16 protein-coding genes are annotated in these 15,080 nt (G+C 66.6%); 13 read left to right on the plus strand and 3 right to left on the minus strand.

Annotated elements, in window-relative coordinates:
• Positions 1 to 21 precede the first annotated feature (21 nt).
• The 5 genes from CFB52_RS04060 (at position 22) to groL (ending at position 4,006) form a co-directional block, all read left to right on the plus strand.
• Positions 22 to 444 carry a hypothetical protein gene (locus CFB52_RS04060; RefSeq protein ID WP_060313559.1) on the plus strand — a complete coding sequence of 141 codons (423 nt, stop codon included), beginning with the start codon at positions 22 to 24 and terminating at the stop codon, positions 442 to 444.
• Entirely contained in the window at positions 441 to 1,073 is a 633-nt protein-coding gene (locus CFB52_RS04065) for a DUF1571 domain-containing protein (protein WP_099316115.1), read from the plus strand. Before CFB52_RS04060 ends, CFB52_RS04065 begins: the two co-directional genes overlap by 4 nt.
• Before the next feature lie 44 nt (positions 1,074 to 1,117).
• Entirely contained in the window at positions 1,118 to 1,633 is a 516-nt protein-coding gene (locus CFB52_RS04070) for an SRPBCC family protein (protein ID WP_059574213.1), read from the plus strand.
• Positions 1,634 to 2,025: 392 nt separating this feature from the next.
• Complete coding sequence (groES, locus tag CFB52_RS04075; protein WP_011351136.1) at positions 2,026 to 2,319, plus strand: co-chaperone GroES; 294 nt, start codon at positions 2,026 to 2,028, stop codon at positions 2,317 to 2,319.
• Between the two features lie 46 nt (positions 2,320 to 2,365).
• Positions 2,366 to 4,006: a chaperonin GroEL gene (gene groL / locus CFB52_RS04080; protein WP_006485462.1), complete on the plus strand. Its 1,641-nt coding sequence runs from the start codon at positions 2,366 to 2,368 to the stop codon at positions 4,004 to 4,006.
• 578 nt (positions 4,007 to 4,584) lie between these two features.
• Here the strand turns inward: groL and CFB52_RS04090 are convergent.
• Together CFB52_RS04090 and CFB52_RS04095 are read right to left on the minus strand one after the other, a co-directional pair.
• A complete protein-coding gene (locus tag CFB52_RS04090) occupies positions 4,585 to 5,811 on the minus strand; it encodes an acyltransferase (RefSeq protein ID WP_180278189.1) in 1,227 nt (408 codons plus the stop codon).
• 211 nt (positions 5,812 to 6,022) lie between these two features.
• Entirely contained in the window at positions 6,023 to 6,889 is an 867-nt protein-coding gene (locus CFB52_RS04095; protein ID WP_059574212.1) for a hydroxymethylpyrimidine/phosphomethylpyrimidine kinase, read from the minus strand.
• Between the two features lie 256 nt (positions 6,890 to 7,145).
• Here CFB52_RS04095 and CFB52_RS04100 point away from each other — a divergent pair, with 256 nt between their 5' ends.
• The 8 genes from CFB52_RS04100 (at position 7,146) to CFB52_RS04135 (ending at position 13,747) form a co-directional block, all read left to right on the plus strand.
• Positions 7,146 to 7,316 (plus strand): rubredoxin, encoded by a 171-nt coding sequence (locus tag CFB52_RS04100; protein ID WP_004186709.1) that lies wholly within the window; start codon positions 7,146 to 7,148, stop codon positions 7,314 to 7,316.
• A gap of 102 nt (positions 7,317 to 7,418) precedes the next feature.
• Complete coding sequence (locus tag CFB52_RS04105; protein ID WP_060011440.1) at positions 7,419 to 8,720, plus strand: hypothetical protein; 1,302 nt, start codon at positions 7,419 to 7,421, stop codon at positions 8,718 to 8,720.
• 182 nt (positions 8,721 to 8,902) lie between these two features.
• Positions 8,903 to 9,481 carry a YqgE/AlgH family protein gene (locus CFB52_RS04110; protein ID WP_006491354.1) on the plus strand — a complete coding sequence of 193 codons (579 nt, stop codon included), beginning with the start codon at positions 8,903 to 8,905 and terminating at the stop codon, positions 9,479 to 9,481.
• Positions 9,478 to 9,927: a Holliday junction resolvase RuvX gene (gene ruvX, locus CFB52_RS04115; RefSeq protein ID WP_006476737.1), complete on the plus strand. Its 450-nt coding sequence runs from the start codon at positions 9,478 to 9,480 to the stop codon at positions 9,925 to 9,927. Before CFB52_RS04110 ends, ruvX begins: the two co-directional genes overlap by 4 nt.
• Positions 9,914 to 10,426, plus strand: a complete 513-nt coding sequence (gene pyrR / locus CFB52_RS04120) for a bifunctional pyr operon transcriptional regulator/uracil phosphoribosyltransferase PyrR (RefSeq protein WP_089464583.1) — start codon at positions 9,914 to 9,916, stop codon at positions 10,424 to 10,426. Before ruvX ends, pyrR begins: the two co-directional genes overlap by 14 nt.
• Before the next feature lie 73 nt (positions 10,427 to 10,499).
• Positions 10,500 to 11,531 carry an aspartate carbamoyltransferase catalytic subunit gene (locus tag CFB52_RS04125; RefSeq protein ID WP_099316117.1) on the plus strand — a complete coding sequence of 344 codons (1,032 nt, stop codon included), beginning with the start codon at positions 10,500 to 10,502 and terminating at the stop codon, positions 11,529 to 11,531.
• A 61-nt stretch (positions 11,532 to 11,592) separates the two neighbouring features.
• Entirely contained in the window at positions 11,593 to 12,870 is a 1,278-nt protein-coding gene (locus tag CFB52_RS04130; RefSeq protein WP_099316118.1) for a dihydroorotase, read from the plus strand.
• Positions 12,871 to 12,889: 19 nt separating this feature from the next.
• The gene (locus tag CFB52_RS04135; protein ID WP_099316119.1) at positions 12,890 to 13,747 is read left to right on the plus strand and encodes a 1-acyl-sn-glycerol-3-phosphate acyltransferase; all 858 of its coding nucleotides are present in this window, start codon (positions 12,890 to 12,892) and stop codon (positions 13,745 to 13,747) included.
• A 42-nt stretch (positions 13,748 to 13,789) separates the two neighbouring features.
• Here CFB52_RS04135 and CFB52_RS04140 read toward each other — a convergent pair whose 3' ends face one another.
• Complete coding sequence (locus CFB52_RS04140) at positions 13,790 to 14,629, minus strand: symmetrical bis(5'-nucleosyl)-tetraphosphatase (RefSeq protein ID WP_099316120.1); 840 nt, start codon at positions 14,627 to 14,629, stop codon at positions 13,790 to 13,792.
• Positions 14,630 to 15,080 lie beyond the last annotated feature (451 nt).

The following is a 15,080-nucleotide window of genomic DNA, read 5'->3' on the forward strand; positions in this document are numbered from 1 at the left end:
GGCGCCCGCGGGGAGCAGGCGATGAAGACGGCGATGATGAAGGGACTCGTGCTGGCGGCGTGCCTCGCGGGCACGATGCTTGCGCGAGCGCAGGGAAATGCGCCCGTGCGCGTGCCGGTCGATGCCGACGGCGTACAGCGTGTGACGATCGTCGGCGGCAGCTATTTTTTCCGGCCGAATCACGTGATCGTCCGCGCGAACCTGCCGGTGGAGCTGACCGTGTCGGCCGAGCCCGGCGTGGTACCGCACAGCTTTGAGATCGACGCGCCGCCGCAGGCGGGCATCGCAGTGCATACCGAACTCGGCACGACGCCGAGGACGTTCCGTTTCACGCCGCAGCAGCCGGGTCGATTCGCCTACTATTGCACGCACCGGCTGCTGTTTTTCAGCAGCCATCGCGAGCGCGGGATGGAAGGCGTGCTCGACGTCGAGGCGGCGCCGTGATCGCCGCGTTGCTGGCCGCGAGCCTGATAGGAGCGAGCATGACCGCCGATCCCGTGACCGTCGCGCAGGCGCATTTCGACCACGTCCGTTCGTACCGCGCGACGATCCGCTCGTCGGCGCGCGACGGCGAGCACACCGAAATCCGTTACGCGTACCTGAAACCGGGCTTCGTCCGGATGGATTTCGTGTCGCCGCATCGCGGCGCGGTGCTTGCGTACGATCCCGGCGACGGCAAGGTGCGGCTGCGCCCGTTCGGCACGCATGCGCCGCCCGCGCTGACGCTGTCGCCGTCCAATCCGCTCGTGCGCGACCGCAGCGGCCACCGGGTCGACCGTTCGGACGTCGGCGAACTGCTGCGCAACGTGCATGCGCTGCAGCAGGGCGGCGCGACGGTGACCGAAGGCGAGGAAACCACCGGCGGCCGGCGCGCGCTGCGCGTGCTGGTCACGGGCGCGCCCGCGCATGCGATCGACGGCGTGCATCGCTACCGGTTATGGCTCGACACCGACGACGGTTTTCCGCTGAAGGTAGTCAGCTACGCCGGCGACGACGATGTGCCGCTCGAAACCGTGACGCTCGACGATGTGGAGATCGACGTCGCGTTTCCCGAGCGTTTTTTCGCGCCCTGACGGCGCGCCGATCCGCGTTCCTGACGCGCAATGCCGGAGGCTGCATGGCGGAGTACCGGTTCTCGACGACCTGGCGGGTAGACGCGCCGCTCGCGGCGGTCTGGGACGCGATCTACCAGGTCGACCGCTGGCCCGACTGGTGGAAGGGTGCCGTGCGCACGGTCGAGCTCGAACCGGGCGACGCGCGCGGCGTCGGCGCGCTGCACCGGTATACGTGGAAGGGCGCGCTGCCGTACCGGTTGACCTTCGACATGCGGGTGCGTCGCGTCGAGCGGCCGCATGCACTGGAAGGCCATGCGAGCGGCGCGATCGAGGGCGACGGCCGCTGGTCGTTCGCCGCCGACGGCGCGCGCACCGTCGTGCGCTACGACTGGCACATTCGTACGCACCTGCGCTGGATGAACTGGCTCGAGCCGCTCGCGCGGCCGCTGTTCCGATGGAATCACGACGTCGTGATGCGCGAAGGCGCGAAGGGGCTCGCGCGGCGGCTGGGCGCGACCGTCGAGACGGACGGCCGGACCTTCCGGCCGCTGTCGGGCGCGGATTGCGCCGACGCGTGAGGATCGGTCCGGCGACGCCGGCGAACGAACGTGCCGCGGCGGATGAAATTGGCGCCCGCACGTTTTTTTTGATGCGATGTCGGCGGCCTCGGGAACTCCGGGCTTACCCGGTGTCCAAACGGGGCTGGATGGGATTCGCGGGCCTCGCGAGCCCACCGGTCGGGTCGGCTTCGATCTTCATGGCTTTGTTTTGAAAGGGTTTTTCGTTGTTTTCAGCCGTTTTCCCGCCGCGTCGCCGCCTCGAAAATTCCTCCGGTTTCCCTTCTTGAATTTGTCAAAACCCGTCCATATAATTAGCACTCGCTGCACGAGAGTGCTAACAATTCTCTGCCGGGCGATGAGCCGGGCAGTTCCCTAAGCGTTCTTCAATCTCAGTCAAGAGAGGAGTGAATATGAACCTTCGTCCTTTGCACGATCGCGTGATCGTCAAGCGCCTGGATCAGGAAACCAAGACCGCCTCGGGCATCGTGATCCCCGACGCCGCTGCTGAAAAGCCGGATCAGGGCGAAGTCCTGGCCGTCGGCCCGGGCAAGCGCGACGACAAGGGCGCCCCGATCGCGCTCGACGTGAAGGTCGGCGATCGTGTTCTGTTCGGCAAGTACGCAGGCCAGACCGTGAAGGTCGACGGCAACGAACTGCTGGTCATGCGCGAAGAAGACATCATGGCCGTGGTCAACGCCAAGTAAGCGTCCTCCGACGGTACATATTCCCAAGAATTCAAGGAGTTAGAAGATGGCAGCTAAAGACGTCGTATTCGGCGATTCCGCCCGTTCGAAGATGGTCGAAGGCGTGAACATTCTCGCCAACGCAGTCAAGGTCACGCTGGGTCCGAAGGGCCGCAACGTCGTGCTCGAGCGCAGCTTCGGCGGCCCGACGGTCACCAAGGACGGTGTGTCGGTCGCGAAGGAAATCGAGCTGAAGGACAAGCTCCAGAACATGGGCGCGCAGATGGTCAAGGAAGTCGCTTCCAAGACCAGCGACAACGCAGGCGACGGCACGACGACGGCAACCGTCCTCGCGCAATCGATCGTCCGCGAAGGCATGAAGTACGTCGCATCGGGCATGAACCCGATGGACCTGAAGCGCGGCATCGACAAGGCAGTCGCAGCGGCTGTCGAAGAGCTGAAGAAGATCAGCAAGCCGTGCACGACCAACAAGGAAATCGCCCAGGTCGGCTCGATCTCGGCGAACAGCGATTCGTCGATCGGCGATCGCATCGCTGAAGCGATGGACAAGGTCGGCAAGGAAGGCGTCATCACCGTCGAAGACGGCAAGTCGCTCGCCGACGAGCTCGACGTCGTCGAAGGCATGCAATTCGACCGCGGCTACCTGTCGCCGTACTTCATCAACAACCCGGACAAGCAAGTCGCCGTCCTCGACAACCCGTTCGTGCTGCTGCACGACAAGAAGGTGTCGAACATCCGCGATCTGCTGCCGGTGCTCGAGCAAGTCGCGAAGGCTGGCCGTCCGCTGCTGATCATCGCAGAAGACGTCGAAGGCGAGGCACTGGCCACGCTGGTCGTCAACAACATCCGCGGCATCCTGAAGACCGTTGCGGTCAAGGCGCCGGGCTTCGGCGATCGTCGCAAGGCGATGCTGGAAGACATCGCGATCCTGACCGGCGGTCAAGTCATCGCGGAAGAAACCGGCCTGACGCTCGAGAAGGCAACGCTGGCAGAACTGGGCCAGGCGAAGCGCATCGAAGTGGGCAAGGAAAACACGACGATCATCGACGGCGCAGGCGAAGCTGCAAGCATCGAAGCACGCGTGAAGCAAGTGCGCGCGCAGATCGAAGAAGCGACGTCGGACTACGACCGTGAAAAGCTGCAAGAGCGCGTGGCCAAGCTGGCAGGCGGCGTGGCAGTGATCAAGGTCGGTGCTGCGACCGAAGTCGAAATGAAGGAAAAGAAGGCACGTGTCGAAGACGCACTGCACGCTACCCGCGCAGCTGTGGAAGAAGGCATCGTGGCAGGCGGCGGCGTTGCGCTGATCCGCGCACGCACCGCGATCGCAGGCCTGACCGGCGCGAACGCCGACCAGAACGCCGGCATCAAGATCGTGCTGCGCGCGATGGAAGAGCCGCTGCGCCAGATCGTCACGAACGGTGGCGAAGAAGCCAGCGTCGTGGTGGCGGCAGTTGCTGCAGGCAAGGGCAACTACGGCTACAACGCAGCAACGGGCGAGTACGTCGACATGGTTGAAGCCGGCGTCGTCGACCCGACCAAGGTCACGCGCACCGCACTGCAGAACGCAGCTTCGGTCGCAGGCCTGCTGCTGACGACGGACGCTGCTGTCGCGGAACTGCCGAAGGAAGACGCACCGATGCCGGGCGGCATGCCGGGCGGTATGGGCGGCATGGGCATGGACATGTAATCGACTTCGGTCGACGGTGTCCGGAGCGCGCAGCGATGCGCGTTCCAGCCAAAAGAAAAGACCCGCAGCGATGCGGGTCTTTTTTTATGGTGCGCCCGGCATGGGCGCATTCCTGCGGGTGCGAGTCCCGCCATGAGCTGGTCACAGCGAGTGAAGTAAAGCGCAACTGCATGAGGGCGACCGAGTGTGGGGAGGAAGCGTGGGCCGTAAATCGCGAGCCGACGGACAAGAACTGCATAGAAGGCGCTGCCAAGCAGGGCGCGCGGGCTATACCTGACGCCCCTATCCCGATCGTGCGAAGTGGGGCAGACCGGCCGATTAGCGGGTAACCGATGCTCGATTTCGACGCAGGCCAGACATTGCTTCGCGCGCTGACGTCTAAGGGCAAGAATCGGCATCCCGGTTCAGTCAGCGGGCCGATTGAAGAAATGGCAGTGGATGGATCGAAGAGTCAGATGCCGGGATGTAGTTCAGAGGCGGCTGTTGTGAGCGGTACCGCGGCTCTAACGGACTTGCTCTGCCCAACGCAGCGGCATCATTCAGTGGCAGAGCTTATGATTGCGGGGCCATTGTCTTCTTTACGCTGCTCGTGCAGGCGTTTCTTGATCGGGTACGCGCTTCCGTAGCTTCCAAATATTTGCAGTGGGCATTTCCACGATTCGGTGCAGGACATAGGCAACACCAACAGCAAACGTGAAGGCGATCGCAGCGGCCTGGTAGTACCTGAAATTGTGCGCCATCAAAATGCGGATGATTGCGTAGCCAGTCACCGCATGCACGAGATAGAGCGGATAGCTGATGTCGGCGAAAAAATCGACAATCTTCAGTGGCCTAAAGCGGTCTCGCAGCAGGAAGCAGAACGAGAAAACCACCAGGGCATAGAAGTAGTTGAGCGGTGTCGCCAAAAACTGCCCGGCCAAGGACGTATGCGGCCACGACGCAAGAAACGCGATGAAGATCGCAGCAGCGGAGCCGGATAAGGTCGTGGTCGAGATACGCTGCTTCAATCGGAAATTGAACAAGGTTCCGATGAACAAGAAGCTGACCATCATGAGCTGGTACTTGAAAAAGACCAACCTTACTGGAGTAGCGCCCACATGGACTGAGTCCCACGACTCGGGCCACCAGGTGACGAGAGCCATAACGGCAAGCGAGAAGTTCACTAGTGCAAGGGCTGATGCGCGCTGGATGAATGGCCACATCAACAAGGCCGCGACGTAGAACAGCACCTCGATGCACAGTGTCCAATTCACCATATCGATGCTAGGGACGTTCATCAGCTCATGGAGCAGCAGCAGATTCCACGTTATCTGGTCCGAAGTGATGTAGAACTTGCTTCCCCAGTGTCCCGTGGAGAGATGGATGGCGGCCAATGTGAGCAACGTGGCCGTCCAGTACGTTGGAAAAATTCTGCATAGTCGAGCTACGAGGAATTTCAAGCGTCCCAGCTTCTCTAGCGAGAACGGGATGACGAAGCCGCTGATCAGGAAAAAGACCGCGACGCCGAACGGACCGTAGTTGAACGTAGGTGCGAAGAAAACATATGGGAAGATACGCGGCGCACCTCCTTCCACGACCGGTGCACCGATCGTGTGAGCGACAACGTCACGAGCGAACCAGTAAACGCCGAGATAATGAGCGACGATGACTGACAGCACAGCCAAGCCCCGTAGCTGGTTCGCAAATACGATTTTTTCGCTTTTCTTTATTAGTGTCATGTTGTTATGGTCGTGGTGCTTTAAAGCGCGAATATACCACTCGCGTGGATTTCGACGCCCCGGAGTCGGCCTGTAGGTACGATCCAATCGCATCCTGGTATCGCGAATACATCGACAGCGCGGCTAGGCTGAAAAACCTGGCCGTAGTTCCGGTAAACGTGATCCGCTTATACGGTGTCGAGTCGGTCCGTGTCCGAGCGGCCCATGGCCGACGACAGCCCATCCCCAGGGCCAATCGATCACGGACTATCGCGATGTTCCGTGCGGAAACACGGCGCCGTGCGCTGCGCGGGTGATCTCAATGCCGATGCGACGTCCTCGGCGCCGAATCGGCCTTCACGGCCGGCGGCGTGTCCGACTCGTCGTTGCTGCGCGCCCAGAAGAACCGGTCGGGCAGGTACGCGCCCATGCCGGGCCGGAACGCGTCGCGCACGGCCTGGTACAAATATTCCTGCGCCTCGCGCACCGCTTCCGGCGGCTCCTGGCCGTTCGCGAGCAACGCCGCGATGGCCGCGCCCAGCGTATCGGTGATGCCCATCAGCCGGTGCGGCGAGCGATCCCACATGTCTTCGCGAAGCTGGCCTTCCTCGCCGTACAGCGTGTTGACGAGCCGGTGCGAACCCGTTTCCGACGACAGGATGTATTCGCAGCCCTGCGACAGCAGGTGCGACACGGCCGCGTCGAGATTCGGCGCCTCGGCATCGCCGTCCGGCTGCGCGAGCGCGATCAGCGTCGCGTGGTCGGCGACCAGCAGCGTGGTTTGCGGCGCCAGCAGGTCGGCGATCGATTCGCGCAGGTCGTCGGCCGCGAGCACGTGTTCGTCGTCGAGCGTGAAATCGGGCGCGAGCACGAGCGGCACGCCGTCGTAGTCGGCAACGACTTCGGCGATCGCGCTGACGACTTCCGCGCGCGTGGCCGCGCCGATCTTGAACGCGGCGACCGGCATGTCTTCGAGCAGCATGCGCGCCTGCGCCGCGACGACGTCGGGGTCGAGGCCGGTCACCTCGTCGCAGGCGGCCGAGTCGCGCACGGTATAGCCGGTCAGGACGGACACGCCGTGACAGCCCATGCTCGCCAGGGTCATCAGATCGGCTTGGAGGCCGGAGCCGCCGGTGGGATCGGACAGGCCGAAGGTGAGGACGATCGGAGGGGCGTTGCTGGACATGTAAAAATGGGGCAAGAGAAAAACGGACAAGCGACGGACGTGCGGACGGCGAGGCGAATGGGCTTTGTTCGGCCCCGTGTTGCCCGGCAGGCCGCACTTTTCAACCATTATGCGGTGGAATCCGGCCGGGACGACGGATTTTTTAGCGCGGCGCAACGTAGTTGCCGTCCTCCAGCGCGATTGCTAGGCAGTCCGGCCCCGACACGGTACCATCATGGCTCCCGAATTTACCGACTTTTCCCCGACGCGGCTTAAGATGGAATACAAGAGCTGGATGTGCCTGATTTGTGGCTGGATTTACGACGAAGAAGCCGGGCTGCCGGAAGAGGGCATTGCCCCGGGCACGCGCTGGGAAGACGTCCCGATCAACTGGACGTGCCCTGAATGCGGCGCCCGCAAGGAAGACTTCGAGATGGTCCAGATCTGACCGGACCGCTGGCCCACGAGCACTCCGCTCAGGCCTCGCACCGGCCCGGCGCTCGCGCCGCGGCACGCGCGAGCGACTTGACGATGACAGGCGCGCGTGCCCATGACGTCCGATCCGGCGAACGTTCCCCACCCTGACGCATTGCCCAACCCGCGCGGCGGCGCCGTGCGCGCGGCCGACGCGTGGCTGGCGGCGGCCGCCGACGCGTTCGAGCGGCGCGACGACGCCGCGGCGCCGCTTGCCGCTGCCGCGGCCGTGCTGGCGGAAGCCGGCTGGCTGCCGGCCGCGCGCTTCGCCGGGCAACTGTCGGCCGCGGTGCCGCTCGTTGCCACCGAGCCGACGTCGGCCGGCTGGCGTGCGGCGCTGCGCGATTTTCGTGCGGCGGTCGGGCGCCACAATCTGCGCGAGCTTGCGTGCTCGCCCGTTCTCTTCGAGCATTTCCGTGCGATGCGCGCGCAAAGTGCTGCCGACCTGCGCGCGAGCGTGCCGCTCGATGCGCTGGCGCTGGTCGGCCGCGCGGTGCCGCCCGCCACGCTGCGCGCGCTGCCCGATACCGTCGCACCCCGGATTCGCGCCCGCTACGAGCAGGCGCTGCTCGGCGTGCTGCGTGCCGAACACGGCGCGCCGGGCGCGGCGCTCGATGAACTCGACGCGCTGCTCGCCGCGCTCACCGACGACGCACCGTACGATTTCTGGCGGCTCGCGGCCGCGTGCATGCGTGCGCTGCGGGCAAGCGGCGCGCCCGAGCTCAAGCGCTTTCTCGCGCGGACCAACCTGCTGCTCGGCGAACACGCGCAGGGCCGGCGCAGCGCGCCGCCCGACCTGGTGCGCGAGACGGTGGCGCTGCTGTGGCGCGATTTCGCGCTGTTCGGCGCCGCGGCCGAGGATGTCGCGTTCGTCGACGTGCTGCACGACTACGGGTTGACGGTCGACTGGCACGTCGCCGGCACGCCCGCATCGGAGGCGCTGTGGGAGGCCGATGCCGCGCGGGCCGAGCACGATGCGGTCGCCGCCGCCCCCACTCGTGCGCTCGGCGTCGTGACCGTCAACGCGCATGCCTACGAGGATTTCCTGCAGACCGCCGATGCGTCGATGGCCGATCTGGCGGCCAATCCGGCCACGGCCGACGCCGGCGCCGCATGGCACGCGTCCGGCGCCGCCTATCGGGTCGGCACGGCCGCGTGCGCGCTCGGGCTCGGCCACGCGGCGCTGCTGGCCGATACGCTCGGCCTGGCGTGGCGCCGTGCGGCGCACGGCGTGCCGCTCGCCGACGGCGGCCTCGATGCGCACCGCCATGCGTCCGACATGCTGCGCGCGGCGCTCCTGAAGATCGCGGCCGGCGTCGCGCCGCCGGATCTCACGGCGGCGTCCGAAGCGCTTGGCGCGGCGCTCGGCCGGAGCTGACGAACAAGGGGACGGACACGCGACGGCGGGCCTCGCCGGGCGGGCCTGCAACACGCTGCCGACAGCGCCCGCGCGCGTGTTAGAGTGCCGTGTGATCCGCGCGCGCCGTTGCCAGCGCGGCGCGGCGTTGCTTGTTGATCGCGGCCCGGTCAGGTCGCGGCGTCTTTGCTAAAATTCAAACCATGTCAAAGCCTTCCGATCGCATCAATCTCACCAACCAGTTCCTGATCGCCATGCCGAACATGGCCGATCCGACGTTCTCGGGGACGGTGGTCTATCTTTGCGATCACAGCGAGCGCGGTGCGCTCGGCCTCGTCATCAATCGTCCCACCGACATCGACCTCGAGTCGCTGTTCAACCGCATCGACCTGAAGCTCGACATCGAGCCGTTGCTGCACATTCCCGTGTACTTCGGCGGCCCGGTCCAGACCGAGCGCGGCTTCGTGCTGCACGAGCCGGTCGAGGGCGCGAGCTACAACTCGTCGATGTCCGTCGACGGCGGGCTCGAGATGACGACGTCGAAGGACGTGCTCGAGGCGGTCGCGACGGGCACCGGCCCGAAACGCTTCCTGCTGACGCTCGGCCATGCGGGCTGGGGCGCCGGCCAGCTCGAGGAAGAAATTTCCCGCAACGGCTGGCTGACCGTCGCCGCCGATCCGCGCATCGTGTTCGACACGCCGGCCGAGGAGCGCTTCGAAGCCGCGCTCGGCCTGCTCGGCGTGAGTTCGTCGATGCTGTCCGGCGAAGCAGGGCACGCATGAGTGGCGCGAGCGCGCGCGATGCGACGCTCCTGGCGTTCGACTACGGCGAAAAACGGATCGGCGTCGCGATCGGCAACGCGCTGACGCGCTCGGCGCGTGCGCTCGTCGTGATCCAGAACCTGAACCGCGAACACCGCTTCAAGGCGGTCGGCGACCTGCTGGCCGAATGGCGGCCGGACGCGCTCGTCGTGGGCCTGCCGATGCATCCGGACGGCACGCCGCACGACATGACGCAGCAGGCGAAGCGCTTCGGCAACCAGTTGAACGGCCGCTTCGGGCTGCCCGTCACGTGGGTCGACGAGCGCTATTCGTCGGTCGAGGCCGAGGCCGGGCTGCGCGAGCGCAACGTGCGCGGCCGCGCCCGCACCGACATGCTCGATGCCGAGGCCGCGCGCGTCATTCTTCAACAGTATCTCGATCAATTGTCCGACCATGAGCATCATTGACGCCGAGGCGCTTTACCGCGTCCTGCTCGACCAGATCCGCGCCGCGTACGGCACGGCGTTCGCCGAACCGGGCGGCCCGCGGCTCGCCGGCATTCACAGCGGCGGCGCGTGGCTCGCCGAGCGCCTCGCGCGCGATCTCGGCGCACCGGCGTTCGGCGTCGTCAACGTCGCGCTGCACCGCGACGACTACGCGAAGAAGGGGCTGCACAGCCAGGCCAGCCCGACGTCGCTGCCGTTCGACATCGACGGCGCGCGCATCGTGCTCGTCGACGACGTGCTGTACACCGGGCGCACCGTGCGCGCGGCGCTCAACGAGCTGTTCGACTACGGCCGTCCGGCCGCGGTCGAGCTCGCGGTGCTCGCCGATCGCGGCGGCCGCGAGCTGCCGGTCGCCGCACGCTTCGCGGGCGGCACGCTCGACGTGCCGGCCGGCGCGACGCTTGTGCTCGCGCGCGACGACGCGCGGTTCACGCTGCGCGTCGAGTCGCACGGCGCCTGAACTACACGCGAACCGTATCCCGGGCCGCTGGTTTGCACCGCGGCCCGTTTGCATAGTTGGAATCACGCACACCATGACCACCGACACCACTGGCCGCACCGGCAATCCCGCGGCGGCCGCGAGCCCCGACCGGTTTCGCTACGGTTTCCTGAAGGGCAACCCGCAGCTCACGAAAAACGGCGAGCTGAAGCATCTGCTGTCGATCGAGGGCCTGCCGCGCTCGATCGTCAATCACATCCTCGATACGGCCGAGCAGTTCGTCAGCGTGACGGATCGTGAAGTGAAGAAGGTGCCGCTCTTGCGCGGCAAGTCCGTGTTCAACCTGTTCTTCGAGAACTCGACGCGCACCCGCACGACCTTCGAGATCGCCGCGACGCGCCTGTCGGCCGACGTGCTGAACCTGAACATCAACGCGTCGTCCACGAGCAAGGGCGAATCGCTGCTCGACACGATCAACAACCTGTCGGCGATGCATGCCGACCTGTTCGTCGTACGCCACGCGTCGAGCGGCGCGCCGTACCTGATCGCCGAGCACTGCGCGCCGCACGTGCACGTGATCAACGCCGGCGACGGCCGCCACGCGCACCCGACGCAAGGCCTGCTCGACATGTACACGATCCGCCACTACAAGCGCGACTTCACGAAGCTGCGCGTGGCGATCGTCGGCGACATCCTGCATTCGCGCGTCGCGCGCTCCGACATCCACGCACTCACCACGCTCGGCGTGCCCGAAGTGCGCGCGATCGGCCCGCGCACGCTGCTGCCGGGCGGCCTCGAACAGATGGGCGTGAAGGTGTTCCACAACCTCGACGAAGGGCTGAAGGGCGTCGACGTGATCATCATGCTGCGCCTGCAGAACGAACGGATGAGCGGCGCGCTGCTGCCGTCCGCGCAGGAGTACTTCAAGACGTGGGGCCTGACGCCCGAGCGCCTCGCGCTCGCCGCGCCCGACGCGATCGTGATGCACCCGGGGCCGATGAACCGCGGCGTCGAGATCGATTCGCAGGTCGCCGACGGCCGGCAGTCGGTGATCCTCAACCAGGTCACGTTCGGCATCGCCGTGCGGATGGCGGTGATGGGCATCGTCGCCGGCAACAGCGACTGAGCCCGCTTTCGCGCGTCCTCATTCAGGCATTCAACGCAATCAACGCATTCACAGACAGCGCATGAAGATTCATATCAAAGGCGGCACGCTGATCGACCCGGTCGCCGGCACCGAACGGCAGGCCGACGTATTCGTCGCGGAGGGCAAGATCGCCGCGCTTGGCGGCGCGCCGGCCGGTTTCAACGCGGACAAGACGATCGACGCATCGGGCCTGATCGTCGCGCCCGGCCTCGTCGACCTGTGCGCGCGACTGCGCGAGCCCGGCTACGAACACAAGGCGACGCTCGCGTCCGAGATGGCCGCGGCCGTCGCGGGCGGCGTCACGACGCTCGTGTGCCCGCCGGACACCGACCCGGTGCTCGACGAGCCGGGCCTCGTCGAGATGCTCAAGTTCCGCGCGCGCAACCTGCGGCAGGCGAACGTGCATCCGCTCGGCGCGCTGACCGTCGGCCTCAAGGGTGAAGTGATCACCGAGATGGTCGCGCTGACCGAATCCGGCTGCGTCGGCTTCACGCATGCGAACGTGCCGGTGCGCGACACGCAGGTGCTGCTGCGCGCGCTGCAATACGCGAGCACCTATGGCTACACGACGTGGCTGCGTCCGCTCGACGCGTTCATCGGCCGCGGCGGCGTGGCCGCGAGCGGCGCGCTCGCGTCGCGGCTCGGGCTGTCCGGCGTGCCGGTCGCGGCCGAGACGATCGCGCTGCACACCATTTTCGAGCTGATGCGCGTGACGGGCGCGCGCGTGCACCTCGCGCGGCTGTCGTCGGCGGCCGGCCTCGCGCTCGTGCGCGCGGCGAAGGCCGAAGGGTTGCCCGTGACCTGCGACGTCGGCGTGAACCACGTCCACCTGATCGACGTCGACATCGGCTACTTCGATTCGCAGTTCCGGCTCGATCCGCCGCTGCGCGGCGAGCGCGACCGCGAAGCGATCCGCGCGGCGCTCGCCGACGGCACGATCGACGCGATCTGCTCCGATCACACGCCGGTCGACGACGACGAGAAGCTGCTGCCGTTTGCCGAAGCGACGCCGGGCGCGACGGGGCTCGAGCTGCTGCTGTCGCTCACGCTGAAGTGGGCGGACGAGACGCGCACGCCGCTCGCGCAGGCGCTGCGCCGCATCACGGCCGCGCCGGCCGACGTGCTGCAACTGCCGGCGGGGCGCCTCGCCGAAGGCGGCGCGGCGGACCTGTGCGTGTTCGACCCGCGCGCGCACTGGCGCGTCGAGCCGCGTGCGCTGAAGAGCCAGGGCCACAACTCGCCGTTCCTCGGCTACGAACTGCCGGCCACCGTGCGCGCGACGCTCGTGGGCGGGCAGGTCGCGTTCGAGCGCCACTGAACCACGCCGGACCTTCGCCATGATCGCCTTTCGCAAGCTGCGTCTCGTCTTTCACCTGTTGCGCGGCATGGTGATCGTCGCGCTGCGTTTTTCGCACGTCACGCCCGCGCGCCGCGCCGAGTTGACGCGCCGCTGGTCGCTCAAGATGCTGCGCATCTGCGGGATGCGCCTCGTCGTCCACAACGACGACGCGCGGCTCGACGCGAGCGCGCTCGTCGTGGGCAACCACGTGTCGTGGCTCGACATCTACGCGGTCAACGCGTGGCGGCCGACGCCGTTCGTGTCGAAGGCCGAGGTGCGGCAGTGGCCGGTCGTCGGCTGGCTCGCCGAGAAGCTCGACACCGTGTTCCTGCAGCGCGAGAAGCGCACCGAGGCGATGCGGATCATGCACGAGATGGCCGAACGCCTGCGCAACGGCGGCGTGATGTGCGTGTTTCCGGAGGGGACGACGTCCGACGGCCAGGATCTGCTGCCGTTCCATGCGAACCTGTTCCAGGCCGCGGTATCGGCCGGCTGCGCGGTGCAGCCGATCTGCCTGATGTACGAGGATGCGCACGGGCGGCAGTCGGTCGCGCCGGCCTACACGGGCGATTTGTCGCTCGGCAAGTCGCTCGACATGGTGCTGCGCGGCGGCCCGCTCGTCGCGCATTTGTACGTGTGCGAACCGATCGCGCCGGGCGGCGATCGCCGCGCGACGTCCGCGGCGGCGCGCGATGCGATCGCGGCCGCGCTGGCGGCGATGCAGGAGAAGGTCGGCAAGCCGACGGCCGAGTCGCTCGCCGAGTTGCAGAAGCATGCGTATCCGGCGACCGAGCTCGGCGCCGGTGCGGCGGGCGAGGCGGCAGCGGACGCGCCCGTGCCGGGGCGCGAGGGCTGACGCGCTGCCCGGCCCGGCCGGGTCGGGCGAATCAGCGTGCGGTTAGTCGCCGCCCGGCGAGCGGCACGCTTCGCACTGCACCTGCGTGACCGTGCGCTGCGCCGGATCGGCCGTCAGCCGTACGGCCGACAACTGGTTTCCCCATACGCAGCCCGAATCGAGCGCGACGACGTTGTCGCGCAGCATCAGGCCGAGCGCGGCCCAGTGCCCGAATACGACCGTCACGTCCGCGGTGCGGCGCCCCGACACGTCGAACCACGGCAGGTAGCCGGGCGGCGCGCTGTCGGGGCCGCCGTTCGCCTTGAATTCCATCGCGCCGTCGGGCGTGCAGAAGCGCAGGCGCGTGAACGCGTTGAATGCGACGCGCATGCGGTCGCGCTTTTTCAGGTTCGGGTTCCATTGGTTGGGTTCGTTGCCGTACAGGCCTTGCAGCGTGTCGCGCCAGTCGGGGGCGCGGAGTGCGCGCTGGAGCTCGTCGGCGAGTTCGAGTGCGAGCGTGGCGTCCCATTGCGGCAGCACGCCGGCGTGGACGAGCAGCTTTCCGTCTTCGACATGCACGAACGGGCGGTGGCGGACCCAGTCGAGCAGGGCTTCGGCGTCGGGCGCGTCGAGGATCTCGCCGATCGTGTCGCCGGGGCGTTCGGTGCGCAGGCCGGCGGAGACTGCGAGCAGGTGGAGGTCGTGGTTGCCGAGTACCACGGTCGCGCGCGGGCCGAGATCGACGACCGCGCGCAGCGCGGCGAGGGAGCCCGGGCCGCGGTTGACGACGTCGCCGGCGATCCAGAGCGGGATGTCGGCGGGGGCTGAGAGCTTGGCGAGCAGCGACTGGAAAGCGGAATGGCAGCCTTGGATGTCGCCGATGGCGATGGGGGGATGGGGCATGGGTTCGTGGGTGTTCGGGAGTCGAGCATACGGTAGCAAAAGTTCGTTCCCGGAGGCTACGCGAAAAATTTCATCCGACACTAATAACTTCACCATGCCCGCGCTTTGGCCACCAAGCACGGGTCGGCGTCGCTGTTTCAAGTTGTTAGCAACGTGGCTTTTGCATCCGGCGGCTTCATATAATTTGCCGTTCCCGCGCGAAAATTACCATCAGATGACTCTGGCGGGCATGGCGACCGGGTAAAATGCCGGGCCTGAGGCGGCTCGGATGGTTGTTCCCCCTTGCGATCTGCGGCATGGCAACGTTCGCGGCGTGCTTGTTTTGTACTCGCAGGGACGCCAAATGATCCGATTCGTGGTCATGCCTGCCCCATTTGACTGCTGTCGTAGTGGGCCAGGCATCGACTCGATAACGTGCCAGGGCGCGCTGACATAGTCGACAATTCTGTCT

This window comes from Burkholderia sp. AU18528 (assembly GCF_002223215.2).
Classification (GTDB): domain Bacteria; phylum Pseudomonadota; class Gammaproteobacteria; order Burkholderiales; family Burkholderiaceae; genus Burkholderia; species Burkholderia semiarida.